The sequence below is a fragment of the Nocardia sp. NPDC051321 genome (genome assembly GCF_044455225.1).
In the GTDB taxonomy this organism is placed as follows: domain Bacteria; phylum Actinomycetota; class Actinomycetes; order Mycobacteriales; family Mycobacteriaceae; genus Nocardia.
In genome coordinates this window covers 249771-273347 of sequence record NZ_JBITEM010000001.1, presented here as the reverse complement: position 1 = coordinate 273347, position 23577 = coordinate 249771, and the positions used below count along the sequence as shown (strand labels likewise).

General features: G+C 66.5%; 19 protein-coding genes. 16 read left to right on the top strand and 3 right to left on the bottom strand.

Annotation, left to right across the window (positions count from 1 at the left end; all coding sequences use genetic code 11):
- Positions 1-196 precede the first annotated feature (196 nt).
- Complete coding sequence (locus tag ACIA8C_RS01185; RefSeq protein ID WP_397130238.1) at positions 197-1717, top strand: peptidoglycan DD-metalloendopeptidase family protein; 1521 nt, start codon at positions 197-199, stop codon at positions 1715-1717.
- Positions 1718-1885: 168 nt separating this feature from the next.
- Entirely contained in the window at positions 1886-2410 is a 525-nt protein-coding gene (locus tag ACIA8C_RS01180) for a hypothetical protein (protein WP_397130237.1), read from the top strand.
- 44 nt (positions 2411-2454) lie between these two features.
- Here the strand turns inward: ACIA8C_RS01180 and thrS are convergent, their stop codons facing one another.
- Complete coding sequence (gene thrS, locus ACIA8C_RS01175) at positions 2455-3672, bottom strand: threonine--tRNA ligase (RefSeq protein WP_397130236.1); 1218 nt, start codon at positions 3670-3672, stop codon at positions 2455-2457.
- A 302-nt stretch (positions 3673-3974) separates the two neighbouring features.
- On the opposite strand from thrS, the gene ACIA8C_RS01170 reads away from it, so the two are divergent.
- The gene (locus ACIA8C_RS01170; RefSeq protein WP_397130235.1) at positions 3975-4913 is read left to right on the top strand and encodes an undecaprenyl-diphosphate phosphatase; all 939 of its coding nucleotides are present in this window, start codon (positions 3975-3977) and stop codon (positions 4911-4913) included.
- Positions 4914-5098: 185 nt separating this feature from the next.
- The gene (locus ACIA8C_RS01165) at positions 5099-6019 is read left to right on the top strand and encodes a class I SAM-dependent methyltransferase (protein ID WP_397130234.1); all 921 of its coding nucleotides are present in this window, start codon (positions 5099-5101) and stop codon (positions 6017-6019) included.
- Between the two features lie 29 nt (positions 6020-6048).
- Here the strand turns inward: ACIA8C_RS01165 and ACIA8C_RS01160 are convergent, their stop codons facing one another.
- Positions 6049-6717, bottom strand: a complete 669-nt coding sequence (locus ACIA8C_RS01160; RefSeq protein WP_397130233.1) for an AraC family transcriptional regulator — start codon at positions 6715-6717, stop codon at positions 6049-6051.
- A 166-nt stretch (positions 6718-6883) separates the two neighbouring features.
- Complete coding sequence (locus ACIA8C_RS01155) at positions 6884-7369, bottom strand: MarR family winged helix-turn-helix transcriptional regulator (protein WP_397130232.1); 486 nt, start codon at positions 7367-7369, stop codon at positions 6884-6886.
- A 171-nt stretch (positions 7370-7540) separates the two neighbouring features.
- On the opposite strand from ACIA8C_RS01155, the gene ACIA8C_RS01150 reads away from it, so the two are divergent.
- The 12 genes from ACIA8C_RS01150 (at position 7541) to ACIA8C_RS01095 (ending at position 23577) form a co-directional block, all read left to right on the top strand.
- Positions 7541-7993, top strand: coding sequence for an SRPBCC family protein (locus tag ACIA8C_RS01150; RefSeq protein ID WP_397130231.1), 453 nt, complete (start codon positions 7541-7543; stop codon positions 7991-7993).
- A gap of 113 nt (positions 7994-8106) precedes the next feature.
- Positions 8107-8955: an LLM class flavin-dependent oxidoreductase gene (locus ACIA8C_RS01145; protein ID WP_397130230.1), complete on the top strand. Its 849-nt coding sequence runs from the start codon at positions 8107-8109 to the stop codon at positions 8953-8955.
- A gap of 521 nt (positions 8956-9476) precedes the next feature.
- Positions 9477-10412, top strand: a complete 936-nt coding sequence (locus ACIA8C_RS01140; protein ID WP_397130229.1) for a ParB N-terminal domain-containing protein — start codon at positions 9477-9479, stop codon at positions 10410-10412.
- Between the two features lie 479 nt (positions 10413-10891).
- A complete protein-coding gene (locus ACIA8C_RS01135; RefSeq protein WP_397130228.1) occupies positions 10892-12211 on the top strand; it encodes a lysine N(6)-hydroxylase/L-ornithine N(5)-oxygenase family protein in 1320 nt (439 codons plus the stop codon).
- Positions 12208-13284, top strand: coding sequence for an NAD(P)/FAD-dependent oxidoreductase (locus ACIA8C_RS01130; protein WP_397130227.1), 1077 nt, complete (start codon positions 12208-12210; stop codon positions 13282-13284). Before ACIA8C_RS01135 ends, ACIA8C_RS01130 begins: the two co-directional genes overlap by 4 nt.
- On the top strand, positions 13281-15296 hold the full coding sequence (locus tag ACIA8C_RS01125; RefSeq protein ID WP_397130226.1) for a class I tRNA ligase family protein: 2016 nt from the start codon (positions 13281-13283) through the stop codon (positions 15294-15296). The genes ACIA8C_RS01130 and ACIA8C_RS01125 overlap by 4 nt, the downstream gene beginning before the upstream one ends.
- Positions 15296-16783, top strand: coding sequence for an AMP-binding protein (locus ACIA8C_RS01120; protein ID WP_397130225.1), 1488 nt, complete (start codon positions 15296-15298; stop codon positions 16781-16783). Before ACIA8C_RS01125 ends, ACIA8C_RS01120 begins: the two co-directional genes overlap by 1 nt.
- Entirely contained in the window at positions 16776-17036 is a 261-nt protein-coding gene (locus ACIA8C_RS01115; RefSeq protein ID WP_397130224.1) for a hypothetical protein, read from the top strand. The genes ACIA8C_RS01120 and ACIA8C_RS01115 overlap by 8 nt, the downstream gene beginning before the upstream one ends.
- A 1-nt stretch (position 17037) precedes the next feature.
- Positions 17038-17652: a GNAT family N-acetyltransferase gene (locus ACIA8C_RS01110; RefSeq protein ID WP_397130223.1), complete on the top strand. Its 615-nt coding sequence runs from the start codon at positions 17038-17040 to the stop codon at positions 17650-17652.
- Complete coding sequence (locus ACIA8C_RS01105) at positions 17649-18695, top strand: C45 family autoproteolytic acyltransferase/hydolase (RefSeq protein WP_397130222.1); 1047 nt, start codon at positions 17649-17651, stop codon at positions 18693-18695. Before ACIA8C_RS01110 ends, ACIA8C_RS01105 begins: the two co-directional genes overlap by 4 nt.
- Positions 18692-19870 (top strand): acyl-CoA dehydrogenase family protein, encoded by a 1179-nt coding sequence (locus ACIA8C_RS01100; protein WP_397130221.1) that lies wholly within the window; start codon positions 18692-18694, stop codon positions 19868-19870. Before ACIA8C_RS01105 ends, ACIA8C_RS01100 begins: the two co-directional genes overlap by 4 nt.
- Positions 19867-23577 carry an acyltransferase domain-containing protein gene (locus ACIA8C_RS01095; protein ID WP_397130220.1) on the top strand — a complete coding sequence of 1237 codons (3711 nt, stop codon included), beginning with the start codon at positions 19867-19869 and terminating at the stop codon, positions 23575-23577. The genes ACIA8C_RS01100 and ACIA8C_RS01095 overlap by 4 nt, the downstream gene beginning before the upstream one ends.

Genomic DNA, 23577 nt, shown 5'->3' with positions numbered 1-23577 from the left:
CCTGGCTTAACTCTATTTATAGAATGGCTAATCTTTCCATCTTTCACTAATCGCCTAGCCTACACTTTCGGCTGGGAAGTGGGCATGCGATCCGGCAAGCGTGACCGATACGTTATATGCCGACACCCCTCTCCCACCGGCCGTTTCGGCCCCTCGATAGACGATTGTCACGACCGACGGAGAAAGTTGCCTCATCTTGAGATCGATCAATCCACGCCGCCTCGGACGTTGGATATTCCCCAGTGCCATCACCACACTCGTCCTCGCCACCGCCATCGGCTTGACGATTACCATCGGCCCGGTCGCGGCGGAACCCACCGCGGACGGCCTGGACGACGCGATCACCGACACCCTCGCGACGCAACCCAGCACTAAGGACGTCACCAGCGACAAGCCTCCGGTCATCGACCGCATCCGCAGCGACGGCGAATGGGTCTTCGGCGCCGCGACCGTCCCACAGGACAGCGAGAGCGAGGAAACGCCGAAATCCACGCTATATGTCGCGAAACTCGACGACGAGGGCGATTGGGCGGTCGCGCTGGAAGGCACCCCAGAGTTCGGCAGCATGGTCGGCGACGCGCCGGAATCGGTGGTGAGCGGCGGCGAGAAAGCGGCTTTGACTGCGCCGCAACCACGTTCGGGAAACACCGCGCTGTCCCTCCCGTGGAAACAGGGCCAGGCCTGGTACATGGGCGGCGGACCGCACGGCATCAGCGGTACCAGCAGGCCGTACAACTCGATCGACTTCAACGGCGGCGACGGCCGGGTGATGGCCCCTGCGGCGGGCCGGATCTACAAGACGTGCGTGCGCAACGGAAGCGCCGAGGTGAAGATCGTGCACAACAACGGTTACACCACCACCTACTACCACATGACCGACATCATCGGCGCCGCCGACGGCACCCAGATCGCCGCGGGTACCTACTTGGGCCACACCGGTACTCAGCTCCCGTGCGGCGGGTTCGCCAGCGGGGCGCATGTGCATATGTCGCTCTACAAGGGTGCGCAGCCGGTGCCCGTCAACGGTGTGACCCTCGGTGGCTGGACATTCCATGAAGGTCCCGAGGCTTACGGCGGATACGCCCAGCACGAGGGTCAGCAGGTGCGGGCAGGCGGCAGGCTGACGAACTTCGGCGGCGGCGACGATTCGACTCCCCCAACGGATCCCAAACCGCCGACGGATCCCAAACCACCGACGGATCCCAAACCGCCGACGGATCCGAAACCACCGACGACCCCCAAGCCGACCGAGCCCAAGCCACCGACGGACCCCAAACCCAATCCGACACTTGCCAAGGGCGTCGTCCGCCCCTACCCCGACCGCAATCGGAACGTCAACCTGCGTTCCGGTCCTGGCACCCGGAATTCGGTAGTCGGCACGGTCCGTAACGGCGACGTCGTGAAGATCACCTGCACGGCCCGCGGTGACCGGCTGAACGGCAAGTGGGGCACCACCGATCTGTGGAACAAGCTCGACAACGGCAAGTGGGTCAGTGACGGCTTCCTCGACACCGGAAGCAATGGACCGGTCGCGCCCGCATGCCAGCAGAACGAGCCGCCGAAGCCGCCCAAGGGGACGGACGGCCAGCGGCCGAACAATGAAGGCACAGAAGACGAATGGACGGACAACGAATTGCCTGATGATGATTCGACAGAGGATGACTGGCCGGGCGATTGGGCCGGCGGCGATTGGACCGACAGCTGGTGGACAGAATAACGAATGATCCGCAGCCGTTCGGCTGACCGATCGGCGCGGTGGAGACCGCACCATAGCCTCCACCGCGCCGAGTCCTACCTCGATTGTGACGCGTGACATACCTCCGAACGGGTGCTACAGTCGGCCTCAGCAAACTTTCGGTAATCCAACTTTTAGGATGTGAGTGGCATGCAGAAACTTGCTATCCGGGCGCTACCAGGCATCGGAGCATTGGTGGCGGTCGCCGCATTCGCTGGACCGGCACAAGCCGCACCGCCCGCCAATGCCCAGCAAGCCCAGGACACCTGCATCGACTACCTGTCGCAAACCATCCGGGCCATGCCCGAGGGCACCTACCTCGAGGCGCAACCGGACGCCGGACGGACGACATCACCGGGGGCCGTCTTGCCAACGGGGACCGGCAGTGCCTTTTTTCCCCGCCCCGAGTACTACTCCCTCAGCTACAAACTGCTGGGCGACTCGTCCCAGTCGCCGCTGGCCGATCTCGAGTCCGCATGGAACACCATCGGGTGGCCGCCGAATCGAAAACCGCCATACCCCAACGGGGTCGTCGAAACACAGGCCTATCCCGCCGACGGATATCAGCTCAGCGCCATATTCGCCAACGCCATCACCCTCTCGTGTGAAACGAACCAGACATTTCCTGGCGGCGGTCCCGCCGCCGCCCCGGCCCCCTGGACCCTCGTGCCCTGACCGGTCCGAGCTACGCAAGGACAGGTAGTCGGGATTGATTGGAATCAGTCAGTCCACAAACGGGTTTCGTTGCTCTCGATCAGCGCACGGATCTGCGCTACTGCATAGTCTGCGGCCTGGGCAGGCAGGCGGCGACCGTCTCGCAGTCGTACCGCCACCTCGCCGTTCGCGATTTCGGCCGGACCGAGAATGAATTGGTATGGCACCAAACGGGTTTCCCGCACCCGCGCGCCCAGGCTTCCTGCTGCCGCATCGACAACCTGTACGCGCAAGCCCGCGCGCAGGCATCGGTCTCGTAGCGCCGCGGCGGCCGGTACCTCGGCCTCGGAGATCGGCAGCACCGCCACTTGAAGCGGCGCAAGCCAGGCGGGAAAGGCGCCGCCGTGCTGTTCGATCAGGTGCGCGACCGCGCGCTCGACGCTCCCGATGATGCTGCGGTGCACCATGACCGGCCGATGCTTCGCACCATCGGCACCGGTGTAGTGCAGGTCGAACTGTTCGGGTTGATAGAAGTCGACCTGCACGGTGGACAGGGTCGATTCGCGGCCTGCGTGATCGGTCACTTGGACATCGATCTTCGGGCCGTAGAACGCGGCCTCGCCCTCGACTGCCTCGTACGGCACCCGTGACCGGTCGAGTACCTCGCTCAGAATTTTGCTCGCGCGCTGCCACATCTCCGGTGCCGCAACATATTTGCCGCTTGCGCCCGGCAGTGACAATCGGTATCGGGCGGTGCTGATCCCCATTGCCCGATACGCGGAGCCGATCAATGCCAGCGCGGCGGTGGCCTCGTCGGCGACCTGGTCGAGAGTGCAGAAGATATGCGCGTCGTTGAGCTGGATACACCGTACCCGGGTCAAACCGCCCAGCACTCCGGACAATTCAGCACGGTACATCCCGCCGAGTTCGGCCATCCGCAGCGGAAGTTCCCGGTAGCTGTGCGACCGGGACCGGTATATCACCGCATGGTGCGGGCACAGACTGGGACGCAGCACCACCTGCTCGCTGCCGAGGTCCATCGGCGGGTACATGTCGTCGTTGTAATGCGCCCAGTGTCCAGAGATTTCGTACAGTTCGCGTTTTCCGAGCACCGGAGAGTACACATGCTGGTAGCCCGCCTGCCGTTCCGCGGTGCGGATGTATTCCTCCAGGCTGTGGCGCACGATCGCGCCGTCGGGTAGCCAGTACGGTAATCCGGCTCCGATCAACGGATCGGTGTCGAACAAGCCGAGTTCGCGGCCGAGCTTTCGATGGTCATACATTGAGACTCCTCGTCGTCGAGGACGGATGACCACAGCGAAAAGCCCCGGGCATCCGCCCGGGGCTCTTGCAGAACAGGGTTCAGCGCGCCGGGACGTCGTCCGGCGTCGTGGTGATCTGAGCGCGCTGCATGCCGGGGACGCTACACCTGAGGCGTTTCGCGGTACAACCGCAATATCGTTTCAAGATCGACTACGATGGTGCGTTTCGGCCGAAAGGCGCTGGGAGCGGCTCGATTCGGGCATATCGGTCGACGTGCGGGGGCCTGCCGAGTTGCCATTGGTCGCATGCGAAACTCGTCGCGATGCTCACCTACTTTCAAGCGGCTGTCATCGGTGCGGTGCAGGGTGTCACCGAACTGTTCCCCATCTCGAGCCTCGGGCATTCCGTGCTCGTCGCCGCGTGGCTCGGCGGTAGCTGGCAGAAAATGGTCAGCCCGGGCGAATCAGGCCCTGGCACACCGTATCTAGCCTTCGTAGTGGCCTTGCACGTCGCGACGGCGCTGGCACTCATCGGCTACTACTGGCGGACTTGGTGCGGCATCGTCGCCGGTCTCGTCACCATGGTGCGAACCAGGCGCCTGGACACCGTCGCGCAGCGGATGGCACTGCTGATCGTGGTCGCCACCCTGCCCGTCGCCATCCTCGGACCATTGCTCGAACACCCGCTGCACGCGCTGTTCGCCGCCCCCATCTGTGCCAGCGTCTTCCTGGTACTGAACGGTGTCGTCCTGGTCATCGGCGAGGGACTTCGCCGCCGCAACGAGCCGACGCTCGCCGAATACGGTCGCCGATTCGCCCGGCAGCAAAGCCGCACAACAGTTCTCACCGTCGAAGCGCCGCCGCGGCGCCAATCCGACCGCCAACTGGCCGCCCTCGACATCCGAGACGCCATCGGCATCGGCTTCGCTCAAGCCGGCGCGCTGGTCACCGGCTTCAGCCGAGCCGGCCTCACCATGGTCGGCGGCCTGTGGCGCGGCCTGGAAAACGAGCACGCCGCCAAATTCGCCTTCCTGCTCGCCACCCCGGCCATCCTCGGCGCCGGAATACTCGAACTCCCCGAACTCGTCGGCCCCGAAACCCACGGCATCCGCGGCCCGATCCTCTTCGGCGCCACCATCTCCGGCCTCTCCTCCTGGCTAGCCGTCCGCTTCCTGGAACGCTACTTCCAAACCCGCACCCTCCTCCCCTTCGCTGTCTACTGCGTAGTAGCCGGCCTACTCTCCATCGTCCACTTCAGCTGAAACGCCGCGCTCGACAAGCTGCAGCGACAGGATCCCCCTTGCACTGTGCTGGGATCGACCCATCAGCTGGCTGCACCACCGAAAGGGTGGAATTGTTTGCTGCTCAGAGGGATTCGAATGTGCTTCGGCCGAGCTGATCGAGGGCCGCCGGAGATCCTGGTCCGACGAAACGAGAAGGGCAGAACATGACTTCCACCAGGCATGATGGAGACACTTGGGACCTGGCGTCCAGCGTCGGCGCGACCGCCACGATGGCCGCGGCGGTCCGGGCGATCGCGACCCGCGCGGAGCGTCCGCTCATCGACGACCCGTTCGCCGAACCACTCGTCCGGGCGGTCGGCATCGACCTCCTCACCCGGCTGGCGACCGGCGAAGATACCTCCAATGACTTGGTCGAGCAGATATCGATCGACATCGGCGTCGTCCGCACCAAGTTCTACGACGAGTTCTTCCTCGACGCGACGAACGCGGGCATCAGACAGGTCGTAATCCTGGCCTCGGGGTTGGATTCCCGCGCGTATCGACTGCCATGGCCGACCGGGACCGTGGTGTACGAGCTCGACCAGCCGAAGGTCATCGAATTCAAGACCCGCACGCTGGCGGAGTTGGGCGCCGCACCCACCGCCGACCGGAGAGCGGCCGCGGTCGATTTGCGCGACGATTGGCCAGCCGCACTGCGCACCGCCGGATTCGACCCGGCCCGGCCGACCGCGTGGAGCGCCGAGGGACTGCTCGGCTACCTGCCGCCCGAGGCGCAGGATCGGCTGCTGGACACCATCACCGAACTCAGCGTGCCGGGCAGCCGAGTGGCCACCGAAAGCAGACCGAACCCACAACCGGGCGAGGAGGACAAGACGAAGGAACGCCTGCACCGCATCTCCGAACGCTGGCGCGCGCACGGTTACGACCCCGACATGGCGAAGCTGCGATATTTCGGTGAACGCAACGAAGCCGCTCCCTACCTGACCGACCGCGGCTGGACACTGAACGAAACGAGCGCCCGAGACCTGTTGGCCGCCAACAATTTTGCGCCGATGAACGACGACGGCTTGCGCATGGGCGACGTGCGCTACGTCAGCGGCACCCGCAACGAGACCACGACGTAGCACCAAGTACCCGAATCGGCGCGCGCCGACTACTCGAGGTCGGTTGTCGCTCCCACGTGGAGATAGGTGCCGGGCGTTCGGCCGGTCGATCGGCGGAAAGCCGTGATGAACGCGCTGGGCTTGCGGTAGCCGACGGCCCGCGCGGTGGCGTTCACGGATCGGCCATCGGCCAGGTGCTCGGCAGCGGCCCGCATGCGGACGTGCGTTCGCCACTGCGCGAACGTCAGGCCGGTTTCGTTGACGAACAGCCGCGACAGCGTGCGGACTCCGGCATGAACCTGGTGTGCCCAGAAGGTCAGCTCGCGGGTGTCGCTCGGGTCGGCGATGAGCTGCTCGGCAATCGCCCGCAGTCGTGGATCGGTCGGCATGGACACGTCGATGGCGTTGACCGGAAGCGGTGTGAGCAGGTCGAAGACCAGCGGCTCGGCGTGTGCGCGACTCGGGTCGTCCGGTGCCGCTGTGTGCAGGTGCAGCACGAGCTCGCGCAGCAGGGGTCCCACCGCGATGCCGAACGGTTCGGGCCAGCGGATTGGACAGAGGTCCGGCGCGAATCGCACGATGCAGAGCTCTCCGGCCCGTAATGCTTTCTCCGCGTGCACGATCCGCGGCGGAACCCAGAGGCCGTAGCCGGGCGGCACGAGCCAGTCACGCGCCGGGGTACTCATCGTCACGGTGGCGGTGGCCGACCACAGCAGCATCGCGTGGTCATGCGAATGCCAGTCGATGGTTCGTCGAGCTTCCGCTCCGTTCCGAACGATGCTCAGGATCGGCGACCTGGCTGGAGTCGGGGCGACCAGGTCGGTGCTGCCCGGCGCGCGCGTCAGCTCTGGGCGACGTTCGACTCGACCGGCCAACTCCGGCCGACTAGGTCCCGGCGAGGTCGCGCTCGGCGACCAGCGCCAGCAGGTTCAGCACGAGATCGCGGTGGGCGGCGGGGACCCCGTCGAAAGCGCGGGCTTCGGCGGCGTCCCTGGCCACGGCGAACTCGGCGTGGGCGCGCTTACCCGCGGCGGTGATCCGTGGGATGCGCACGCGCCGGTCGGTCGGATCGATGGTGCGCGTGACGAGTTCTCGCCGCTCTAGCCGGTCGAGCACGCTGATCAGGGTCGACTTGTCGACGCACACGATGCGGCTCAGTTCGAGCTGGTTCGCGTGCTCCCCATCTGCGAGTGCCGCGAGCACGAGCCAGTCCCGCATGTCCTTCAACCCGATCTCGACCGCGGCACGGTCGAGATGGTCCGCCATTCGCGAGTTCGCCGCGTGCAGCAGGAAGGCGAGGTCGGCCGGACGGCCGTACATGTCGGAGATCTGACCGTTCGCTACGAGGTCGGACGGTCCCGAAGTCTCCATGAACTGCACGGTAGCCGCTCCAACGAGTTAGGTCAAAAGCAAATCAGTTGAAAGTAGATAATCTTGACTCAAACTATCTCGACTCGTATGTTCAAACCTGCCGCCGCGGTGCCATCCGGTCGAAGGACTCCGATGCGCGCAGGCAACCACCAGCTGAACCAGGAGAACCGCATGTCATCCACGCCCCGTCCACTCCGGGTCTCGCGCGACATCGTCATCGCCGCACCGCCGTCGGCGGTGTTCGAGGTGCTAGCGAACCCGCACCGCCACCCCGATTTCGACGGATCCGGCACCGTGCGCAACATGATCACGGGACCGGACCGGCTGAGCATGGACGCGACGTTCAAGGCCGCAATGAAACTGTTCGGTGTGCGCTACCGAATCCTGAACACGGTGGTCGAGTTCGAGGCGGATCGGCGCATCGCGTGGTGCCACCCCGGCAAGCACCGCTGGCGTTACGAACTCGACGAGGTCGACGGCGGCACCCGGGTGACCGAAACCTTCGACCTGACAACGTCGCCGATACGCGCACTGCTCGTGCGCACACCGTGGCCGCGCCGCAACGCCGACGGCATCGAGAAAACCCTGCCGCGACTCAAGACACTGGTCGAGAAAGGCGCCTGAACCGATGCCAGCCACACCTCGTCCATTCCGGATCGACATCCCGAAGCAGACTTCGGCTCCCTTCGCCACACGCTGTGACGCTCCAATTGTCCCCTTGCAGAAAGGAATCGCTGGTGCAGATCGGCATCGGAATGCCCAACCAGGTACGCAACCTCACCTCGTCGATCATTCCGCGCTGGGCGGCGCGGGCTGAGGAAGCCGGGTTTTCCACGCTCGCCACCACCGGGCGCTTCGCCTATCCAGGCGTGAGCGACACCGTCGCGCTGGCGGCCGCTGCCGGAGCGACCACCACGATCGACCTGCTCAGCGCGGTCTTACTGGCCCCGGCATGGCCAAGTGCCTTGCTCGCCAAGGAAATCGCGAGCATCGACGGGATCTCCGGCGGCCGCCTCACGCTCGGCATCGGAGTCGGCTCACGCGAGGACGAATTCACCGTGCCAGGCCACGGGCTACACGGTCGCGGCGCGCGCTTGGCCGTCGACCTTGCGACCTACCGCGATGTATGGGGCGGCAAGCCGGTCGGCGGTGGGCCGAATCCGGCTGTGCCAGCGGGAACTCGGCAAGTTCCGCTGCTGTTCGGCGGCTACTCCACCGCCACGCTGAACCGCATGGCGCGCTGGGGCCAAGGCTATATCGGCGGTTCGCTACCGACGGCCATGACGGCGCCCAGCTTCGAAGCGGCGAGACGAGCCTGGCGGGAGGCAGGCCGCCGAGGAGCCCCGAAACTCGTCGTACTCACCTACTTCGCACTGGGCGACATCGAGACCGGACGGACGAACATCCGGGACTTCTATCGGCTGGCCCCCAAAGCCATCGCCGACAACGCCGTCCTGCGCACTACCCCGAAAACGATCAAGCAAACCATCGCGGACTACACCGACCTCGGTGTCGACGAGATCATCTTCATCCCCGCCACCGACGACCTCGACGACATCACCCGGCTCGCCGACATCGTCAGCTGAACGGTCGTCGGGGCCTTGAACTGAAGTCCACGATTGCCACCGGCCTGGCGAACCCAGGCAACGGCTTCGGAACCGGCGAACCCGGAAGGGTCAGGGGCGAAGCGAACACGGAAACCCGTCGCAGATGCGCCAGACCGCACCCCGCAGGTGGTTCCATGCGGTAACTTTTTCAGAGTCGATGGCGTCATGCGGACACGACGCCATCGTCGGGGCTGCCAGGGGTCGCGGCGATGAGAAAGGGGGTCGCGGAACAGCGCGACGGCCCGCCCCGCCCACGGCGCGATACCCCCCGTTCGGGGGACCCGGCCACCGGTGCCGCTGGTTACCCTGAAGTTGGGACGCGATCCCGGATTGCCTGCGCCGTAGCCGTCAGCGAACTCGGCTGTGCGGCGTATCGGAAGCATGTGGACCCGGGAGGGGAATCTATGACCAGTGGGGGTAGTGCCGGTTCGTCCCGGGCAGGGACCCTATCCGTACCGAATTTCCCTGGGGCACAGTCATATTGCTCGGAGATCGTCGAAGTGCCGACCAGCGAGCTGCGGCCGTCGGATTCGCCACCACGCGCGGCGGGCGAGAACACGGCGCACACTCGCCTACTCGCCGAGTCGACGACCGCAGCCGCGCCCATCGTCGTCCGCCGCGCGACCATGCAGGTTGTCGACGGCTGGCATCGTCTGTGCGCGGCTCGACTGCGCGGCGAAAAGACTATCGCGGCAGTATTTTTCGACGGCGGGCCCGAGGACGCGTTCGTGCTTGCGGTCAAACTGAACACGACGCATGGCCTGCCGCTGTCGCTGGCCGAACGCAAGGCCGCCGCGCTACGCATTCTGATCTCCTATCCGGACTGGTCGGATCGAGCGGTAGCCGCCATCGCCGGGGTCTCACCGAAGACCGTCTCCGCCATCCGCAGGCGGTCGCCTGTGGAAGTTCCACAGTCGACCGGTCGGATTGCTCGTAACGGTGTGCGGCATCGGTCCGGACCGCAGGGTCGACAACGCGCCGCCGAGCTGTTCACCGCCGATCCCACCGCGTCGGCGCGAAAAGTAGCTGTGGCGGCGGGCATTTCGGTCACCACGGCAAAAGATGTGCGAAACCGACTACACAGCGGCCGGGATCCGGTGCCGCTGCGCCGCTCAGCACGCCGTTCGACCGCCACCCTCGAAGCCGCCGACAGGTCCGAGCGGACTCCGGTCCCGTTCGAGCAGCGGATGATCACCGCGGCGATGTTGCATCAGCTGCGCAAGGACCCGTCGCTGCGCTTCTCCGATACTGGGCGAAAATTGCTGCGGTGGTTGGAGTTTCCGTTCGATGACGACGTCGAGTGGGATGCTGTCATCGGCAATATCCCGAGTCACTGCGCCCCGCGTATCGCCGAGCTCGCTCGACGACGCTCGCAGGACTTGCAGCGGCTGGCACAGCAACTCGACCAGCACACCCGCGGAGCTTTCTCCGCGTAAAACCCCTTGCTGGTCGCCGCGATGAGGCCGATCGGCGAGCAAACCACGCCCGCTTCCGAACACGCTGCCCTGCAAGAGGATCCGCTGTTCGAACGCGGCACAGCAGGGCAACTGCCGCCATGGCGAGATGAGCGGCCTGCTACCAAGCGTCGCCCGACTTCCAGGTTACGCCGTAGGCGCCTCATCCCAAAGGCCCACCGCACCAACCGCTTACTGCGTACGCGTCCGAGATGATCAGTGCCGCAAAACAACCCGACAAAAACTTTCACCGTTCTTGTGCACGCCTGCACCACCCGCTAGCGTTGAGTCGAGGATATTACCGCGGAATCTCGAGTGGTAAACAGGGCGCCAGCCGATCGACGGGGGTTCTCTATTCATGTGCATACAAAGCCGCCGGGGTAGGCGAGTACTGCGAATCAGCAACCGACGATTCTCTCGGTATTCACCCCGAGGACTGGTCTCGAGGTGCAGGAGGCGTAATGAGCCAGAGATCGCTCACCGACAATCATGAACATTACCGATGCGTTGGCATCGGTATCGGGCCGGCAAACCTGAGCCTGGCGTCGCTGCTGTACGAACAGCCGGATGTCTCGAACTTGTTCTTCGAAAAGCGGCGCGACTTTCGGTGGCACGATGGCCAGCTGCTCCCCAACACGTCGCTCCAGGTCTCGATGCTCAAGGACCTGGTCAGCCTCTCCGACCCGACGAATCGTTTTACTTTTCTGTCCTATCTCCATGCCAAGGGCCGGATCTACCACTATCTCAACGCCCAATTCGATGCGGTGCCGCGCAGCGAGTTCCGGAACTATCTCGAATGGGTGAGTTCCATGAACGAGAACCTTGTTTTCGGCGAAGAAGTGCGCTCGATCGAATTCGATGACGTCTTCCGGCTACGCACCGGCAATCGCACCGTGACGGCCGACAACATCGTGATCGGCGTCGGCCGGAAGCCGTATGTTCCGCCGATAGCCGAAAAACTGCTCGGGCCAACTCAATTCCACATCAGCGAATTCGCCGACAAGGCAGGCGGACTCGCCGGGAAACGAGTCTGGGTGATCGGTGGCGGCCAGTCCGGAGCGGAGGCCTTTCTCGAGCTTATCTCCCGGTCGCGCACCGAACTGCCGCGCCGGGTCGGCTGGATATCCCGGCGCCGCAACTACTTTCCGCTGGACGACTCCCCGTTCACGAACGACTATTACATGCCGGGCTACTCGGAGTACTTCTCCGGCTTACCCGGCGCTGCCAGAGACGCGCTCAACTTCGCCCATGTACTGACCAGTGACGGCATCTCCGAGGCCACGTTGCGGGAGATCTATCAGCGCATCTATCTGCACCAATTCGTCGACGGTGCAACCGATCTGGTCGCCCTGTATCCGAACCGCGAGGTGCTGCGGGTGACCGGCGATCCCGGCTCCGGATGGGACATCACCTTCACGCACAACGACCAGCCGGGCGTGCAGGAGCACGCCGAGACGGATGTGATCGTCTGGGCGACCGGTTTCCGCGCCGACGACATGGCGTTCCTGTCCCCGTTCGCGGACCGCATGGAGCGGGACAACGACGAATACAAAATCGACTCGGATTTCGCCGTGTGCTGGGACGGCCCGGCCGACCGAAACATTTTCCTGCAGAACGGTGCTCGACGACAACGCGGCCTGGCCGACACCAATCTGAGTCTGCTGGCCTGGCGCAGCAAACGGATAGCCGATCGCCTGCGTGGCATCCGCTCCGACGATCCGCACGATTCCTTCCTCGAATGGTCGGCCAAGGCCCCCGACGACCGGAGTGTGGAGCGATGACCAGTCGCACCGTCGCCGTGGTCGGCGGCGGAATCATCGGCTGCCTGATTGCGCGCGAGGTGATTTCCCGCTCCCCCGATACCCCAGTCGTGGTGTTCGACCGGGATGGCATCGGCACCGGAGCGAGCAGGCGCTCCGCAGGACTGCACTTTCCGCGCGGAGCAACCGAACGGGTGCGTCAGATGACCGCGTACAGCCACGATTACTACGCGGACCTAGCGGCGAAACATCATGCGCTGCCGATTCATTCACTCGGCATGACCGTGGTGGCGACACACACGGCGGCGAGCCTCGCGCAGATCTACCTCGACCGTGCTGCGCTGACTCCGACGGACGCGGTGCCGGGGCTTGTCCAGATGCCGCGCGGGGCCGGCGTCTGGCGCGGTCAAGGCTGCCATTACGCAGATGTGCCCGCACTGGCTCAGGCGATAGCCCGCGAGCTGCGCCCGCGCGTCACCTTTCGGGAAGGCGTGCGCGTCACCGCCGTCGAAGCCGCGGGGTCGCAGGTGCTGCTGCGGCTGAGCACGGGGGAGACCTGCACGGCCGGACGCGTGGTGCTGGCTCCTGGACCGTGGCTGGCCGACCCTGCGTGGCGCGACCTGGTCGCCCCGCTGCATTCGCGAGTCAAGAAGGTGGTCGCGATCCACCTCGAACAGGAGCCGAGGCCCGATGACGGGGTCGTCGTGTTCCAGGACGAGGACGCCTTCCTGCTGCCGCTACGGCACCGCGGGCACTGGCTGTTCAGCTACACCCACGACGAGTGGGACGTCGACCCGGACACCGTATCCAGCGGGCTCGACGACAGCGTTTTCGCGGCGGCAATGCCGCTGCTGCACCGGTATTCGCCCGCACTGGCCGAGCGTGTGGTTGGCGGCCGGATGTTCTGCGACGCCTACAGCGTCGATCGGCAGCCGCAGGTGCGGGCGCTCGACCCGGCCGGACGGGTGATCTTCGCCGGCTCCGCGAACGGTTCGGGTTACCGGCTCGCCCCGGCGATCGCGGCCGAGGCCGTCGGCCTGCTGGCACTGGACGGGCAGACAAGTCAGCCACCGAAGGAGATGAGTCCCGCATGATCATCAATCGTTTCGATACGGCCGAACTGCACGCGGCATTCGGCATCGACATGAGTTCGATCGACGGATTCGGCTTCGGCGCAGGCTGGGCACGGGTGGCCCCCGGCGGACAGTCCGATCCGCACCAGCACGACGAGACCGAGTTGTTCCTGGTCGTCAGCGGTCACGGCGACGTCGTCGTGGATGGCGCGCGCCATCCCGTCGCCCCCGGCATGGCCGTGCTGTTCGATCCGTTCGAGACCCACGTCGTCGAGAACACCGGGTCGACGGAACTGGTGTTCTTCGACCTGTACTGGCGCGACCCCGGCCGGGCCGCCCGTGCGGCCGCCGGACGCAGCGACCGGCGGCGGTTCGGCGAGCGGCCGATCTTCGTGTTCTCCACGCCGCCGACGCCGAATGGCGATCTGCATCTCGGGCACCTGTCCGGCCCGTACCTCGGTGCGGATGTTTTCGTCCGTTTCCAGCGGATGAACGGTGCCGAGGCGTGGCACCTCACCGGCAGCGACGACTACCAGAGTTATGTGGTCGACCGGGCTCGGCGCGAGGGCAAGGAGCCCGCGGCGACGGCAGCGCATTACAGCGCCGAGATCGCCGAAACGCTGCGGCTGATGGACATCGAACCCGATCAGTACACGGCGACCGACGCTGATCCTGACTACCGGGCCGGACTCCAGGAGTACTTCTCCCGCCTCGTGGCATCGGGATCCGTTGTACCCCAAGAGGGCTCGGCGCTGTTCGACGGATCGACGAAGGACTACCTGTACGAGGTCGACGTGTCGGGCGGTTGCCCCGGGTGCGGAGCCGCGACCGGCGGCAATATCTGCGAGGGCTGCGGCGAGCCCAATTCCTGTGTCGATCTGGTCGATCCGCGATCGAATCGGTCGCAGGCGGCCCCGCGGATCGACACGATCACCCGATTCACCTTGCCGTTGCACGAGTTCGCGGCCGAACTCGCGGCGCACCATCGCCTTGGCCGAGTTCCGGCGCGGCTGCGCGAGCTGGCCGGGCGATTGTTCGCCCGTCCTCGACTCGACGTGGCGATCACCCATCCGGCGACGTGGGGTGTGCCGCCCACCGAACCCGGCGCGGACGGACAGGTCATCTGGGTCTGGCCGGAGATGTCTTACGGTTTCCTGCACGGTATTTCGACACTGGGGCGTCGTCTCGGCCGAGACTGGCGTGCGGACGAGCCCGCGCAGGACTGGAAGATCGTGCATTTCTTCGGCTACGACAACAGCTTCTACCACTCGATCCTGTACCCGGTGCTCTACCGGCTGGCCTTCCCCGGCTGGCACCCGGATATCGACTACCACGTCAACGAGTTCTATCTGCTCGACGGCGGCAAATTCTCCACCAGCCGACGGCATGCGGTGTGGGGCAAGGACATCCTTTCGCCGGACAGCGTGGACGGGGTGCGGTACTTCCTGTCCCGCACTCGACCGGAGTCGCGGAGCACCAACTTCACGCACGAAGGTTATGCGGCCGCCGTGCGCGAGGAACTGATCGGCACCTGGCAGCAATGGCTCAACGATCTCGGACTCCGCGTCCGGACTCGCTACGGGGGCCGGGCACCGGACGCCGGTGTCTGGACACCGGAGCACACGGCATTTCTGGGCCGCCTCGGCGACCGGCTGTCCGCCGTGACCGCCGCCCTCGGTCCGGATGCGTTCTCCGTCGAGGTCGCGGCCGCGGAACTGCACGGAATCGTCACGGACACAGTTCGATTCGCCGATCGAGAAAGCGCGGTGGCGACGGTCGACGGCTGGCATGACGAGGCCCGTACCGCCGTCGCGCTGGAACTGGCCGCGGCGCGGTTGCTCGCCCACTGCGCAACACCGATGCTGCCGCGCTTCGCCGGGCGGCTCGGCGAAGCACTCGGCGGGCAGCGCCCGGCGCAATGGCCGCACATCGTGCAACTCGTGCCCGCGGGCACCCGGATCGACCTGGTGCGGGAGTTCTTCGCCGAACCATCGGCCGCGGCGGCGGAGCCGGTCGGTGTGGGGCGGGCGTGATGGATTCGGTGATCAACCAGATCGTCAGCACGCCGCCGCCGGCAGGCTATCACGCCACCTTCGCGCGGCTCGGCACGACGGAAACGATCGAACTTCGTGAGTTGTCCACGCGGGCCGAACATTTGGCGGCTCGGCTCCGCGAAATGGGGGTGGCGCCAGGGGATCGCATCGGGATCCTCGCCGCGAACTGTCTGGAATGGGTGCTGCTGGATCTCGCCGCACTGCGGTGCAAGGCCGTGACCGCAGGCCTGGAACCCGGCAAGTTCGAGCCCGACGCGGAACTGCTCGCGCGCTACGACCTGAAGCTGTTGTTCACCGATCAACCGTCCGCTGCCGCCGGAGTGCGGCCGATCAGCGAGGCTCGCACCCTCGCCGAGCAGTCTGCGGGCCCCCTGCCCGCGGTCCGGTACGACAGCGCGGAGGCGACGACAATCAAGTTCACCTCGGGCAGCACCGGTGTGCCGAAAGGCCTCGCGGCCAGCGTGGGCAGCATCGACAGCTCACTGCGCGCCGTCCAGGACATGTTCGCGCACGGTCCCGGCGATCACCTGTTCGTCTTTCTGCCGCTGGCGCTGTTGCAGCAGCGGTATTGGATCTATTCGGCGCTGCGCTTCGGCCACGACGTCACGGTCAGCACCTACGAGGCGGCCTTCACCGCGATGCGGCAGGTGCGGCCCACCGTCGTGATGGGGGTGCCGGGTTTTTACGAGACCGTGAAACAGCATCTGGCGGCACAGCCCGATCCGCAGGTCGCGGCCAAGGAGTTGTTCGGCGACCGAATCCGCTACCTGTGGACCGGTTCCGCGCCGGCGAGCGCGGACATGCTGCGTTTCTTCACCCGCCTCGGCGTGCCCATCTACGAGGGCTACGGCATGAACGAGACCTGCATCGTCGCCAAGAATCATCCCGGCGCCAGTAGGGAGGGCAGCGTCGGGCGCGTCCTGCCCGGCAAGCAGGTGCTCTTCGACGCCGACGGAGTCATCAGTGTCCGCAGCGACTACCCGGTGGCACGGCGGTACGAATACGGTGCGGCCGCGCAGTCGATGGGCGTGTTCGCCGCGGATGGCACGGTCCGGACCGGCGATATCGGCTACCTCGACGACGACGGCTTTCTTTACATCCGTGGTCGCGCCGACGACGTGATCGTGCTGGCGAACGGGAAGAAGGTCATCGTCCGGCCGATCGAGGAGCGCATGGCGGCGAGCGCGGCGATCGAGCATTGCGTGGTGTTCTGCCCCGCGCAGACCCAGCTCGTCGCCGTCGTCTCCCCCGCGCATGAACCCGCCGACGAGGCGGCCATCGCCGAGCACCTCGCGCACACCAACGCGGAGCTGGAGCGCGATGAGCGCATCGGCAGGGTCGTGATCGCACACCCTCGGTTCAGCATCGACAACGGACTGCTCAGCTCGCAGTACAAACCGAAACGCGGGCAGATCCTCGAACAGTATCGACGGGAAATCGGCGAGAAAGGAAGAACCCATGCCTGATGTGGAAATGGCTGTGCACGACAACTTCCGGAAGGTGATCGCGTCGAACAGCGCGCAAGGTGAGCTCGATCAGGACCTCGACATGGTCGACGACTACGGCCTCACCTCACTGAACAAGGTGCTGTTCCTGACCGCGGTGTGCGATGACACGGGCATCTCGCTGGCGAACTTCACCGAGGAGGACGTGGCCGTCATGCGCACCTTGCGCGACGTGACCGCCGCGCTGTCCCGGCACTCGGAAAGCGCGGTCTGAGATGGGGTGGGCTGAGCTTGCGCCCGCGCGGCTCGAGAACGACCATGTCTTGCTCCGGCCGATCGAGCCTGCGGACCGGGCGGCGCTGTGCGAGATCGCGCTGGATCCGGATATCTGGCGGTACTTCGTTTCGCTGGTGGAGACCGAGGCCGACTTCGACGCGTTTTTCGATGCGGCACTGGACGATCAGCGGGCCGGGCGCCGGGTGGTCTTTTACATCATGGACAAGGCCAGCGGCCGGGCCGCGGGCAGCATGAGTTTCGGGAACATGGCCGAGCGGGACGGCAGGATCGAGATCGGCTGGTCCTGGCTCGGCCGCGACTTCCGGGGCCGCGGGCTCAACCGGTGGGCGAAATATCTACTGCTGGAACACGCCTTCGAACGACTCGGCGCGGAACGGGTGGAGTTCAAGACCGACATCCTGAACGAGCAGGCACGCCAAGGCCTGCGCAATATCGGGGCGGTCGAGGAGGGCGTGCTGCGCAGTTTCAATCCGATGCCGGGCGGCCGCCGCCGGGACGCCATCTTCTACAGCGTGCTGCGCGGCGAATGGGCCGGTGTCAAAAGCAAATTGGCGGCCTATCCGAAGGTGCAATTGGCGGGCGCCGTCGAATGAGCGCGGTCCTGCGGACTCCGTTCCTTCGCGTCGAGGGTGATGCCTTCGCCCTCGGCTACCAGCACGGCAAGGCCAGAGCCGGCGACTTGCGGGCCTTCCTGGACGACGGGCTGTGCCGGTTGAACCGGATCCTTCCCGAGCCGGTGTCGCTGACCGAGTTGGGGCCGACGATCGACGCCTACCTGGCCGAGATCACCGCGGCGACACCGGATCTTGCCGAGGAGATCCGCGGCCTCGCCGCCGGGGCCGGCCTCCACCCGCACGAGGCCGTGCTGCTGCAGATACGCCGCGAAATCCTTGGCTACCAGAAGATCCCGACCGCCGGGGACTGCACCACCTTCGCACTGGCGGGCCCCGATCCGGTGCTGGCGCAGACGGTGGATCTCAACGGCAATCTGGACGATCAGATCAGCGTCCTGGAAATCGTGCGGGCCGGGACACCCCGGCGCGTCCTTGTGCTCAGTTTCGCCGGCTTGCTCGGCTACCTCGGCCTCAACAGCGACGGCCTCGCGGTGGGATTGAATCTCGTGCTCGGCGGGCAGTGGCGGCCGGGTGTGCCGCCCTACCTGGCTATTCGGCATCTGCTCGACAATGCGGGCTCCGTCGAGGAAGCGGTGCGCCTGTTGCGGGAGCTGCCGCTGGCGAGTTCCCGCAACATCGTGTTGTGCGACCGGGACACGGCCGCCTACGTCGAGCTGCTCGGCGCCGACAGCAGGGTCGAGTACGGACTGAATGTGTTGCACACCAACCATTTCCTGCATCCCGACTTCTCGCCGCGGGACGAGATCAACGTATTCGCCCGCAATTCCTCCGTCCGCAGGCTCGAGGTGTGCCGGACCAGGCTCGCCACCGTTGGCACCGACCCGGAGGACCATTTCGCCGTGCTGTCCGCGCCGCCGATCAACGTCACGGACAACGGTGACATCCGCCGCGAACACACGGTCGCCGCTGTCGTCCTGAGTCCTGGTCGGCTGCACCTGCGGGCGGGCAACCCCGCGGTGCATCCCACCGAAATCTTCACGCTGTCCGAGGAGCAACGATGAGCTTCGACGCGGGCATCCTCGCCCTCCCGTTCTACGAGCCGCGACATGTGCAGCGCGCGCGGCAGATCGAGAGTTGGTGCGCGGAACACACTGAGCTGTGGGATGACTCGGGCGCGGACCCGGACGCGACCGGGCTACGGGTCCTTCGGGCGCTCGGCGAGCACGGCTGGCTGGCCGCGCTGGATCCCGCCGCCGGACCAGAAGGGTTGGCGGCGGGCGACAGTCGCTCCCTGTGCCTGCTGCGCGAGGCGCTGGCCTACGCCGACGATCTCGCCGATTTCGCGTTTTCGATCCAGGCGCTGGCCGCGACGCCGATAGTGCGCCATGGCAACGAAGAACAACAGCGACGGTATCTCGCGCCGATGGCGAAGGGCACCCTGTGCGGCGCGTTCGCCATCTCCGAAACGGAGGCGGGCTCCGACGTCGCGGCGATCGGCCTGCGTGCCGACCGGGTCGCCGACGGTTATGTGCTGAACGGCGCCAAGGCGTGGATCGCGAATGGCGGTATCGCGGATCTGTTCTGCGTCATCGCGCGGACCGGCGAAGGCCCTGGCGCCTTGGGCTTGACGGCGTTCCTCGTGCCCGCGACGGCCCCGGGATTGGCGGTGGGACAACGGGTTCCGCTGATCGCGCCCCGGTCGTTCGCCGATCTCGAGTTCGCCGACTGCCACGTATCGCAGGACAGCGTGCTCGGCAGACCGGGCACCGGTTTCGTGATCGCGATGGAGGTGCTCGAACGGTTTCGGATGACCGTGGGCGCCGCGGCGCTAGGGTTCGCGCGCCGGGCCACCGACGCCGCGCTGGCCCACGCGAAGAACCGAAAAATGTACGGCGCAAGGCAATTCGATTTGCAGCTGGTGAAGGCCACCTTCGCGGACATCGAGGTCGAGCTGAACGCCGCGGCATTGCTGGTGGCCCGTGCCGCCTGGGCGGCCGACCGCGGGGATCCGGCAGCGGCGAAACACTCCAGCATCGCCAAGCTGTATGCCACCGAGCGCGCGCAGCACATCGTGGATGCCTGCGTCCAGGTGTTCGGCGCCGCGGGGTTGGTCGCCGACAGCGTGCCGGAGCGGTTGTACCGGCAGATTCGGTCGCTGCGGATTTATGAGGGCACCTCCGAGGTACAGAAGATGATCATCGCGGGCTCGCTCGGCGGCCGAGGGCGGGCGAGATGAGTGCGTTCCTCGCTCGGCCACCGCGTCGCTCCGCTCGGGTGCGGCTGTTCTGCCTCCCGCATTCCGGCGGTGGCGCTTCGGTTTTCCGTGGCTGGCCGCAGGAGCTACCGGGCTGGGTGGACGTGCTGCCGGTACTGCTCCCCGGTCGGGAAGAACGCGCGGATGAGCCGCCGGTAGCCGATTTCGACGAATTCGCCGACGCGATCGCCGACGCGATCCGTCCGCATCTCGACGCGCCGTTCGCGTTGTTCGGGCACAGCCTGGGTGGCCTGCTCGCATACCAGGTGGCGCTGCGACTGCATCGTGACCGGGTCCCGGTGGCGCTGCTGGTGGCGGGCCTTGCCGCACCGCACCGGCTCGCGCCGGAGCCGATGCACGAGCTGTCCGACGACAATCTGCTCGATCGGATCTTCGAAATGGGCGGAACCCCAGTCGAATTGCGCGATGATCGGGATCTGCTGCGTTCGGCGTTGCCCGCGCTGCGCGCGGACGTGACGATGTTCTGCACCTACCGGCATCGGCCTGCCGCACCGGTGGCGTGCCCGATCGTGGTGTTCAGCGGCCGCGACGATGCCCTTGCGGCACCCGACGACGCCTCCGCCTGGGGTGCGCTTACCGACGGGCCTGTCCGAACGCGCGAATTGCCCGGCGGTCACTTTTTCGTCCGGACTCATCGCCGCGAGCTGACCCGGATGATCACCGCCGAGCTGCGCCGCTGCCTGCCGCCGATCGATCGACCACGGACGCCGGGCCCGGAGCCCGCTCGACGCGGACGCATCGAACCGGTCGCCGTTGTCGGCATCGGCTGCCGCCTGCCGGGTGCCGATGGCCCGCAGGCGCTTTGGCGATTGCTGGTCGACGGCGTGGATGCGGTGACCGAGGTGCCCGCTGCGCGCACTGAGCACCCGACCGTGTTCGGTCGGCTGCCGGCGGTGCCGTCCGAATTTCGCCGCTTCGGCGGATTCCTCGACGACGTCGAGGGTTTCGATGCGGCGTTCTTCGGCATCTCGCCGCGGGAGGCCGACCGGATGGATCCGCAGCAGCGGTTGCTACTCGAGGTGGCCTGGGAAGCCTTGGAGGACGCCGGAATTCCGCCCACGGCGCTGGCGGGCACGCGCACCGGTGTCTTCGTCGGGCAGATGGGCCGGGACTACTGGGAATTGCAGGCCCGGCAGAGTTCGCTCGACCTGCACGCACTGACCGGGGGCGGGTTGTCCTCGTTCCTGTCCGGCCGTATCTCGTTCGCGCTCGACCTGCGTGGCCCGAGCGTCTCGGTCGACACCGCGTGCTCGTCGTCGCTGACGGCGGTGCATCTGGCCTGGCAGAGCCTGCAACTCGGCGACTCGGACCTGGCGCTGGCCGCCGGCGCGAATCTGGTGCTGCTGCCCGAACTTGCCGCCATCTATGAGCAGGTCGGGCTGATGTCGCGGCGGGGCCGCTGCCGCTTCGGCGACGCCACCGGCGACGGCTTCGTCCGTTCCGAAGGCGTCGGCGTGGTGGTGCTCAAACCGCTGGCGCGAGCACGTGCCGACGGCAATCGGGTGTACGCGGTGATCGCGGGAAGCGCGAGCAACAACGACGGCAGCGGCGGCGGTTCCCTGGTAGCCCCAGCACAGGAGGCGCAGGAGCGGCTGCTGCGCGACGCATTGGACCGGGCGGGCGTCGAACCCGCCGCGGTGGATTATGTGGAAGCCCATGGCACGGGCACGAATACGGGTGACGCCATCGAGCTGCGGGCACTGTCCCGAGTGTTCGGTGGAACGCGACCCGACGGGCGGCCGTGCCTGGTTGGCTCGGTGAAGACTAATATCGGCCACCCCGAGGGGGCGGCCGGTATCTCGGGACTCATCAAAACCGTGCTGAGCCTGCATCATCGAGTGATTCCGGGGAATCCGCTGCTGACCGAGCCGCATCCGGTCCTGCTCGAGCCGGATACGCCGCTGCGGGTGCCCACCGAACCTGTTGCGTGGCCCGAGGATTCGTCCCCCATCGCCGGTGTGACGTCCTTCGGTCTTTCCGGAACCAATGTGCATGTCGTGCTCACCGCCGCACCCGCCGTTACCGAACCCGATGACGACAATGCGCCGAAGCCGTTAGTGCTGCCGCTCTCGGCGCGCGATCCCGCTGCGGTACAGGCGCTTACGGCTGCTTACGCCGACCGGTTGGACGGGGCGGATCCGGACACCGTACGACAGGTGTGTGCCGTCGCGGCGCGCGGCCGTGCGCACCACGAATGGCGTTCGGCGGTAGCCGCTTCAGATGGCGACGGACTGGCCACGGCGTTACGCGACCAACTGCTCGATGAGGTCACCCAGCAACCCACCGGCGGAAGCCGCGTCGCCTTCGTCTTTCCCGGACACGGCAGCCAGTGGGTCGGTATGGGTCGCGAGTTGTTGAACACCTCGGCCGCGTTCCGCGAGGCGATCGAAAACTGTGACTCGGCAATCGGATCCGTGGTCGGCTGGTCGCTGCTGAAGGTGCTCGCCGACGACGACGGGACGGAGCTGGCCAAGACCGCGGTGATCCAACCGGCCGTCTGGGCCATGCAGGTGGCGCTGGCACAACACCTGCGCACCTGGGGAATCCGGCCCGACGTCGTCATCGGTCATAGCTTCGGTGAGGTGGCCGCGGCCACTGTTTCCGGGGCGATCGATCTCGACACTGCCGCCGAACTCATCTGTCGCCGTGGCGAACTCACTACGCAGACGGACGGCCTGGGCGGAATGGTCGCTGCGGCAATGCCGGTCGACGAGGCTGAGGCGGCCGCCGCGCGCTACGGCGACCGGATCGTGGTGGCCGCGCGCAACAGCCCACGACTGACCGTGCTGTCCGGCGAAAGCGACGCGCTCGACGAGTTGCTCGCCGAGCTGCGGGCCGCCGGGAAGCGCGCCGGGCGAGTGCGGATCAACTTCGCCTCGCACAGCCGGTTCATGGATCCCCTGCAACCGCAGTTGATCGCCGCGCTCACCGGACTACGGGCCGAACCGGTTGCCGTGCCGTTCCGGTCCACCGTCACCGGCGAGCGCATGTCCGGTCCGGATCTCGACGCCCGGTACTGGGCCGACAACCTGCGGTCCGCCGTTCGATTCGCCGATGCGATCGTCGCCGAAAATGCGACGGGCCCAACTGTTTTCCTCGAAATCAGCCCGCATTCGGTGCTTGCGCAGGCCATCGAGCAATGCCTCGCCGACAGTGCGAGCGGTACGGCGGTCGCCGGGCTGCGCCGGGGCACGTCCGAAACCGCCCGCCTCGCGGCGATCGTCGCCCGCCTCTACACCGCCGGAGTAGATCCGGATTGGACCGCGATATACCCGACCCGCACCGTTCCGGACGAGATGCCCACCTACCCTTGGCAGCGTCGGCGGACCTGGTTCACACCTATCGAATCCGCTCCGGTGGCTGTACCGGTTCGCGCGGAACCTGCTCCGCCGCAAACGGTCCCGGCCAGTGGCGGCCTGCTGGACGACCTGACCGCCGAACTCGGCGCGGTACTCGGCCTTCCCGCACAACGGATTCCGCGTCGGCGTCCGTTGCGCGACGTCGGTTGCGACTCACTGGCCGCCGTCGAGATCCGTGCCAGGCTCGAACAGCGGTGGGGAACCGAGATTTCGTCGAGCGCGGTGCTCGCGGCGAGCGTCGAAGAACTCGCCGAGGCGATCACCGCGAGCCGCCCTGACGCGGGTGGCCGGAAAGAAATGGAGGGATAG

Excerpts from the sequence above, each read along its gene's own strand:
- ACIA8C_RS01180 (WP_397130237.1), top strand. The coding sequence starts at position 1,886 with ATGCAGAAACTTGCTATCCGGGCGCTACCAGGCATCGGAGCATTGGTG.
- thrS (WP_397130236.1), bottom strand. The coding sequence starts at position 3,672 with ATGTATGACCATCGAAAGCTCGGCCGCGAACTCGGCTTGTTCGACACC.
- ACIA8C_RS01170 (WP_397130235.1), top strand. The coding sequence starts at position 3,975 with ATGCTCACCTACTTTCAAGCGGCTGTCATCGGTGCGGTGCAGGGTGTC.
- ACIA8C_RS01165 (WP_397130234.1), top strand. The coding sequence starts at position 5,099 with ATGACTTCCACCAGGCATGATGGAGACACTTGGGACCTGGCGTCCAGC.
- ACIA8C_RS01160 (WP_397130233.1), bottom strand. The coding sequence starts at position 6,717 with ATGCTGCTGTGGTCGGCCACCGCCACCGTGACGATGAGTACCCCGGCG.
- ACIA8C_RS01155 (WP_397130232.1), bottom strand. The coding sequence starts at position 7,369 with ATGGAGACTTCGGGACCGTCCGACCTCGTAGCGAACGGTCAGATCTCC.
- ACIA8C_RS01150 (WP_397130231.1), top strand. The coding sequence starts at position 7,541 with ATGTCATCCACGCCCCGTCCACTCCGGGTCTCGCGCGACATCGTCATC.
- ACIA8C_RS01135 (WP_397130228.1), top strand. The coding sequence starts at position 10,892 with ATGAGCCAGAGATCGCTCACCGACAATCATGAACATTACCGATGCGTT.
- ACIA8C_RS01130 (WP_397130227.1), top strand. The coding sequence starts at position 12,208 with ATGACCAGTCGCACCGTCGCCGTGGTCGGCGGCGGAATCATCGGCTGC.
- ACIA8C_RS01125 (WP_397130226.1), top strand. The coding sequence starts at position 13,281 with ATGATCATCAATCGTTTCGATACGGCCGAACTGCACGCGGCATTCGGC.
- ACIA8C_RS01120 (WP_397130225.1), top strand. The coding sequence starts at position 15,296 with ATGGATTCGGTGATCAACCAGATCGTCAGCACGCCGCCGCCGGCAGGC.
- ACIA8C_RS01115 (WP_397130224.1), top strand. The coding sequence starts at position 16,776 with ATGCCTGATGTGGAAATGGCTGTGCACGACAACTTCCGGAAGGTGATC.
- ACIA8C_RS01110 (WP_397130223.1), top strand. The coding sequence starts at position 17,038 with ATGGGGTGGGCTGAGCTTGCGCCCGCGCGGCTCGAGAACGACCATGTC.
- ACIA8C_RS01105 (WP_397130222.1), top strand. The coding sequence starts at position 17,649 with ATGAGCGCGGTCCTGCGGACTCCGTTCCTTCGCGTCGAGGGTGATGCC.
- ACIA8C_RS01100 (WP_397130221.1), top strand. The coding sequence starts at position 18,692 with ATGAGCTTCGACGCGGGCATCCTCGCCCTCCCGTTCTACGAGCCGCGA.
- ACIA8C_RS01095 (WP_397130220.1), top strand. The coding sequence starts at position 19,867 with ATGAGTGCGTTCCTCGCTCGGCCACCGCGTCGCTCCGCTCGGGTGCGG.